The sequence below is a fragment of the Chryseobacterium sp. RU37D genome (assembly GCF_900156075.1).
GTDB lineage: Bacteria > Bacteroidota > Bacteroidia > Flavobacteriales > Weeksellaceae > Chryseobacterium.
Genome location: NZ_FTMM01000003.1, coordinates 186,546 through 193,166 on the forward strand (window position 1 = coordinate 186,546; position 6,621 = coordinate 193,166).

Genomic DNA, 6,621 nt, shown 5'->3' on the forward strand with positions numbered 1-6,621 from the left:
ATCCATGAAGCTTTTCAAAGAATTGATGCTTATAGTCTGTCACAGAGATCTTATTTGTGAAGATTATATAAAAGTATGGGAAATTTATAAAGGTAAGGAATATAAAACTAAATTTTTAGTTGATAAAATTTCCCTTCTACGTCATGACGGAAAATGAACTTCCAAGTTAAATACTAATTAATCAAAAAGCGAAAAAATAGATTCTATAGTCGATTTTTAATCTATAAGGTTAAAATTTATTCTTTAACGATTTTCTTTTCTTCCCGGAACTGCTTTTCCACAAAAAAGGAAAACAATTTGAGAATTTTTACTCATTGCGCTGGATTTTAGCACTATCAGTTTTCATTAAAATCTTTCAATTGCTATAAATTTAGAAATATATAAAAAGAAAATGCAAAAGTAATTAATTTTTTCAGAGATGTTTTGATCCAAACTAATAATATTTTTAATCATTAAAGAATTTCAGAATGTTATATCTTTGACGCAATGATCGCAGAGAAAATTATTTTAGGTATTGACCCCGGAACAACGGTAATGGGTTTTGGAATTATTTCCGTAAAAAATGACAAGATGGAAATGATTTCCATCCATGAATTATTGCTGAAAAAGTATCCCAATCACGAAACTAAACTTAAATATATCTTTGATAGAACCTTAGCCCTGATTGATGAATTTCACCCTGATGAAGTGGCACTGGAAGCACCTTTCTATGGAAAGAATGTGCAAAGTATGCTAAAGCTGGGTCGGGCTCAGGGAGTCGCTATGGCAGCAAGCCTTTACAGAAATATCCCCATCACCGAATATTCTCCGAAAAAAATAAAAATGGCCATCACTGGAAACGGAAATGCCAGCAAAGAACAGGTTGCCGGAATGCTCCAAAATCTTTTAAAACTGAAAGAATTCCCTACCAAATATCTTGATGCTTCCGACGGTCTTGCGGTTGCTGTCTGCCATCATTTCAATTCCGGGACAATTGCTGATACGAAACCCTATACCGGCTGGGCAAGTTTTTTAAAACAAAACCCTGATCGTTTGAAATAACCCAAAGGCATAATTTCAAAGACTATTTTGCTTTATATTCTGCAGGAATAATGGCAAAATCTGCTGTTGCCTTTCCGTTTTTATCATATTAAGAATATTGCAACATTATATATCATTATTCCGGAACTCTTACATATCTACAGATGTTTTTACAAGTCTTAAGGCTTCTTCTTTTGCCTGAATCTTGAATGTTTCAATCTGTTCAGATGGTATTCCTCAAAAGATATAATGAAAAGCGGGAAATTGCTCCTAAAAAAGTTTAAACAAGTTTGATAAAATTATTTTTATAATTATTTACTTTACTACTTTTTCATAAACGTCTTCTATCTGTCTCACCTTTCCATCCAAAATTTCGTTATAATTGACATAAAGCTTCCTGTCGTTTATCTTATAATACTCGGTACGCTTCAGGTCAAGATCTAGATAAGAAAAAGAACTTTCTGTGATGGTAATCGTAAGCCTTCCTGAATTGCTTTTTATTTCGCAGTTTTTACCTGTTGAATAATTTTTGGTTAAATAATTTTTCCCGTTTGAATATTCAAAGATCAAAGTATATTGCTTTTCACAAGGATGCAGTAGGTAAGTTTTTTTTACATTCTCATCTTTATAATTTCTTTCGGTCAGTTTCCAATTTCCCGAAAGAGAAGTATTCCCTGAAACTTTGTTTTGCAATGTCTGATTATTCCTTTTCTGAGATTGGCAGCTGCCTCCAAGAAAACAGACAATTATTAAATAAGATATTTTCCGTAACATTTTAAATGTAAAAAGAGACTGCCTTTTGAGACAGCCTCTTCATTATTGTTAGTTATTTATAAATTTTTTTGATTCTTTTTTACCACTTCCTGAATGATTAAGGATATAAGTCCCCTTTGGAAGCGACTGATTAATCTGAATCTCGTTGGTCATAGAATTTCCTTTTTGGATAAGCTTTCCGCTCATATCATAGATATGATAATCACCGAAAATTTCTTTTTTGCTTCCTGCCAATTTTAATTTATTCTCAGCTTTCATAAATACAATCTTAGCCTCAGCATTATCTTTAACATCAGAAGTTCCAAGCACATCCATAATTCTTACTGCATAATCTTCCATCTGCCCGTACTGTAATTGCGAACAGGCGTCAAAATCCGGAAGCTGTGCAGAGTTATAAGTAGCCGCATCCACAGCAACTCTCATTCTTAAATAAGTATTTTTAACAGCACCAGCCGGAGGAGTTATATAATCCGTAAGAGTGGTTGTATTACCACTAGGAAGCATAAGAGAGGTGTTATTAATTACTAATTCTGACGCCTCGAAAGCCCCGTTGTTATTATAATCTATCCACACCTTAGTTCTAAACTGATTCGGGTCATTAAATCCATTAAGGAATGTAATACCAATTGGAGTAGAAGAATTTGCCTGAATATCTGTATAATATGCAGGTCTGATACATGTTGCCTGTGAATAATCTGCATAATACACCGGTGCTGCCTCATCAGAATCATATCCATTGGTAATACTACTAATAGAAGCCATTTGCACTCTGTATGGCCCGATGGCAAAATTATTATTTGTAGGGTGCAGCGTCCCGGCAGGATTACATTGTGCAGCAATTACATTAACCGGTGACGGAATAGATACGGACGGATCTTTAGCCGCTAAAGAATTAAGAAGGTTTTTTCTGTATTCCATCATCATTAATACTGCTCTGTCTCTTTGACCTGCCGTGAATTTTTTATTATCATTGGTATAATTCATTATATTATACTGTGTCCCATCATAGTTTGTACCTGTACATGGATCTGTCGCGGAATTGCTTGGAACAGGATAAATTCCATACATACTTCTGGAAGGTGAAGTATCACATACTCTGTCTCCATCTGTTGAACAATTGTTATTAACAGGGCAAGTTGTCTGGTCTGTATAGCTCACTCCCTGGAATGTATGCAGCAAACCGAAAGAATGTCCAAGCTCATGGGTAAGTGTAGTGTCATTCAGGTTTTTAATAGTTGCCACTTTCATGAAGCTTTCGTAACCATAGTCATATGTATCGGGAAATGCGGCATATCCCATTAATCCGTAAGATAACTGCTGCTGCCCGTCGAAACCGATTACAACATAAATGTTAAAGTAAGAAGTTTCCGGCCAGTGTGGAGCCAATTGGTTTTTAATCACATAATCACGCACTCCATTACTTCCGTTCATTCTTACACCATATGAGTCATATCCACTAAGTGTACTTCCGTTGTATCGCAAAATACCTGTTGTAGGGGTACAGCTTGGAGATCTTTTTGCCAAAACCAACTTGAACGGTATTATATTACCTCCTGTAGGGCCAGATCCTTCAGGATAAAATCCTCCACCATAGGTTGTTGCATACATTTTATTCGCCCTGTCAATCCAATCTATGATTTCCTGGTCGGTAACTGTAAGATTTGCATTAGCTGCAGCACTTGATTGGATAACGTGTACAACCACCGGGATTTCGTAAATCTGACCAGTATATAAGCCATTCCAAGAGCTGGAAGCGCCGATTTTATTTAAAAATGCATGCTTATCCATGTTACTGAATATAAGATCAGTTTCTGCTCTTGATTTCGTTAAATCAGGATGTTTGCTGTCAATTTTTCTCATTTGTTCATCAAATCCACAATATTTTTGTGTGTTTTGAGCAAAAGTATTAATAAAAATCATTAACGCAAATAAAAATAGTTTTTTATCCATTATTTATATTATTTAATTTAAAACTTTGCGAATATATCATTTTATACGTAAATAATGAAATAATTTAGCAATCTTACTTTCTCTTATTTTAATAATTTATATTAAAATTTATAAAATATTGAAATTCAACAATTTACAAGTCATTTAAATTATACTTGGTAAAACATAATACTATCTTTTACATTGGTATGATTTTTAGTACTACATTTGTATAAATTTTCTATCGTGAAAAATAACCAACAAACTATAAATCAGTCGAATCATAAAATTAATTGGTTCCAAAAGTTTCTGATGGTATGTTCCGGAGGAAATATTCATATCCTAAGAAAAACTCCCAGCGAATGGAACAAATTTTCAGGCATTGGCGGCATTGTTCTTTTCACCGCTGTTTTTGCAACTCTTTCCGCGGGATATGCCATGTTTACAGTATTTGATAATATTGGGGTATCTATCGGCTTCGGGGCTTTGTGGGGATTAATGATTTTTAACCTAGACCGTTATATTGTTTCTTCCATAAAAAAAACAGGTCCCTGGTGGAATCAGATTCTTATGGCTATTCCCCGTCTGGTTCTGGCGACTTTTCTGGGAATAATTATTTCTAAACCTTTAGAGCTCAAGATTTTTGAAAAAGAAGTCAATAAACAATTAAATACCATAATTCAAAGGAATAAAAAACAGCTTCAGGGCGAAATGAACGGCAGAATCCTTCAGCAGAGCGGCCCTTTTGAGACAGAGAAAAAACAGATCTCAGGCAAAATTGTCCAATATCAAAAATCGTATGATTCTTCTGCCGTAGAGCTTGAGAAGGAAATCCTTGGTAAGCAGTCCGGGCTTACAAGCGGTAAAGAAGGTTTCGGGCCGAATGCAAAACGTAAACAGGAGCTCAAAGAGCAACGAAGACAAGACCTTGAAAACTATCAGAAACAGGTAGCACCAAGACTGGAATATTTGGATAAAGAAATTTCAAAAGTTTATACTAATCTTGAAAAAGAGAGAAAATCTACAGAAACTTTTGAGGATAAATTCAATGGCTTTGCGGCAAGATTACAGGCTTTGGACGAATTAGGAAAAAACTCAGCCATCATTGGTTTAGCGGCTGCTTTTATTATGGGTTTATTCATTTGTTTGGAAATCTCACCGGTTCTTGTGAAGTTGATCTCACATGTTGGGCCTTATGATTATCTTCTGGAAAAAACAGAAAACGATTTCCGGTTGTATTCTAAAGAAAAAATTGAAAAAGGAAACGCAGTTGCCGATTTCAGGATTGATGATTTCAAAAATAATTTACATAAATAACTGTTTTATATTATGACAACTTCACCTTTCAGTTAATTTTGAAAGGTTTTTTATTTTTTAAAACAAAATATGCTGAATATTTTATAACTTTGTTTATAACCTATAAACAAAACTAATATCATGAAAAAATTAGCTCTTGCATTCGTGCTGATGGTCAGCCATATATTTGCACTTTCTTTAAAAGCTCAGGCTTCCGAACCGTTCTTGGGACAAATCGCATTCGTACCTTATAATTTTGTACCGAAAAACTGGGCAGCATGCAACGGACAATTACTTTCAATTGCTCAAAACCAAGCTCTATTCTCACTCCTCGGAACCACTTACGGAGGAAATGGAACCACTACATTTGCTTTACCTGATATGAGAGGAAGAGTACTCGTTCATGAAGGACAGGCTCCCGGCGGTCCTACCAACTATACAATGGGGCAAACGGGAGGTACAGAATCTGTAACGTTACTTGTTACTCAGATACCCGCCCATTCTCATACAGTCAATGCAGTAACATCCGAAGGAAATCAGAATTCCCCTACCAGCAATCTTCCTGCAGATACAAAAACTTTAGATAAAGAATATTCTGATGCCAGTGCAAACACTACTATGAAGCAAACAATGGTAAACCCTACCGGAGGAAGCCAACCACACGAGAACAGACCGCCTTTCGTGACTTTGAAGTGCATCATCTCATTAACAGGTGTATATCCATCACAATTCTAAATATTATGAAAAAACTCTATCTCTTATGCCTGACTCTTGGAAGTCTGACATCTGCGCAGCAGACCATTACTTTTAATGGCTGCCATGAATTGTTTGAAAATCAGGATTTTGTCTTCAATAAAACCGGAGTGGATGCCTATAATAAGAACATCTATATGACAACCCCTATCAATGATCAACAACCATGCGGAGGCTTAGGAAGCTGTGAATTCAAAATTCAGTGGAATAATACCCTGGCAAGATGGGAATTTCTTGCGGATGAAGGAAACGGAACATTTACAATACCTTATTTAATTTATTATAACTCTACAGGAAATAATAATTTCCTTGGAAATCCGCCCGCCATTACATTTGGTATATGGGTAGAAAACACAGCCATAACAAATGGAGACTGTCAAGGGAATCTTACGCCTACAAACTCAACAATGACGGGCGATGTACACAACTCAACACTTGCCGTTTCTGATGTAAAATCGGGAATACAAATCCATGTCTTCCCGAATCCGGTAACAGATATGATTAAAATTTCAGGAATTGATAACGGGCGGGTTTTTTATATATACAATATGGCAGGCCAGCTCATAAAAACAGAACCCTTCGATCACAAGATCAATGTTTCCCAACTTACTCCCGGTGTTTATTTGTTAAAAATTGATACCAAAAATTTCCAGACTCATGAATTTAAGTTCATGAAAAAATAAAACACAATTGTCTCTATATAACTTTAATTAAAGGCTCCGGATTTTTTCGGAGGCTTTTTCATTTTACTTAAAGAAGTTGTTTAAACTTTTAATTTTTTGATTAATCTTAAAGAAAATGCTAAAAAATGCAGATTCTTCCAAGTAATATCCAACGTTTCAAATCTTA

General features: G+C 35.1%; 6 protein-coding genes. 4 read left to right on the top strand and 2 right to left on the bottom strand.

From position 1 onward, the window contains the following. Window positions 1-486: 486 nt before the first annotated feature. Complete coding sequence (gene ruvC, locus BW926_RS02660; protein WP_076443927.1) at window positions 487-1,041, top strand: crossover junction endodeoxyribonuclease RuvC; 555 nt, start codon at window positions 487-489, stop codon at window positions 1,039-1,041. A 294-nt stretch (window positions 1,042-1,335) separates the two neighbouring features. Here the strand turns inward: ruvC and BW926_RS02665 are convergent, their stop codons facing one another. Beyond that, complete coding sequence (locus BW926_RS02665; protein WP_076443929.1) at window positions 1,336-1,794, bottom strand: lipocalin-like domain-containing protein; 459 nt, start codon at window positions 1,792-1,794, stop codon at window positions 1,336-1,338. A gap of 48 nt (window positions 1,795-1,842) precedes the next feature. Further along, window positions 1,843-3,744, bottom strand: coding sequence for a zinc-dependent metalloprotease (locus BW926_RS02670; RefSeq protein ID WP_076443931.1), 1,902 nt, complete (start codon window positions 3,742-3,744; stop codon window positions 1,843-1,845). Between the two features lie 291 nt (window positions 3,745-4,035). Here BW926_RS02670 and BW926_RS02675 point away from each other — a divergent pair, with 291 nt between their 5' ends. From BW926_RS02675 to BW926_RS02685, 3 genes are all read left to right on the top strand, one after another. Beyond that, window positions 4,036-5,040: a DUF4407 domain-containing protein gene (locus BW926_RS02675; RefSeq protein WP_228403381.1), complete on the top strand. Its 1,005-nt coding sequence runs from the start codon at window positions 4,036-4,038 to the stop codon at window positions 5,038-5,040. A 120-nt stretch (window positions 5,041-5,160) separates the two neighbouring features. Then, window positions 5,161-5,754 (top strand): phage tail protein, encoded by a 594-nt coding sequence (locus tag BW926_RS02680; protein WP_076443935.1) that lies wholly within the window; start codon window positions 5,161-5,163, stop codon window positions 5,752-5,754. A 5-nt stretch (window positions 5,755-5,759) separates the two neighbouring features. Further along, complete coding sequence (locus tag BW926_RS02685; RefSeq protein ID WP_076443937.1) at window positions 5,760-6,455, top strand: T9SS type A sorting domain-containing protein; 696 nt, start codon at window positions 5,760-5,762, stop codon at window positions 6,453-6,455. Window positions 6,456-6,621: the final 166 nt, after the last annotated feature.

Bases quoted from the DNA above. Each gene is read 5' to 3' on its own strand.
- ruvC (WP_076443927.1), top strand. From the start codon at position 487: ATGATCGCAGAGAAAATTATTTTAGGTATTGACCCCGGAACAACGGTA.
- BW926_RS02665 (WP_076443929.1), bottom strand. From the start codon at position 1,794: ATGTTACGGAAAATATCTTATTTAATAATTGTCTGTTTTCTTGGAGGC.
- BW926_RS02670 (WP_076443931.1), bottom strand. From the start codon at position 3,744: ATGGATAAAAAACTATTTTTATTTGCGTTAATGATTTTTATTAATACT.
- BW926_RS02675 (WP_228403381.1), top strand. From the start codon at position 4,036: ATGGTATGTTCCGGAGGAAATATTCATATCCTAAGAAAAACTCCCAGC.
- BW926_RS02680 (WP_076443935.1), top strand. From the start codon at position 5,161: ATGAAAAAATTAGCTCTTGCATTCGTGCTGATGGTCAGCCATATATTT.
- BW926_RS02685 (WP_076443937.1), top strand. From the start codon at position 5,760: ATGAAAAAACTCTATCTCTTATGCCTGACTCTTGGAAGTCTGACATCT.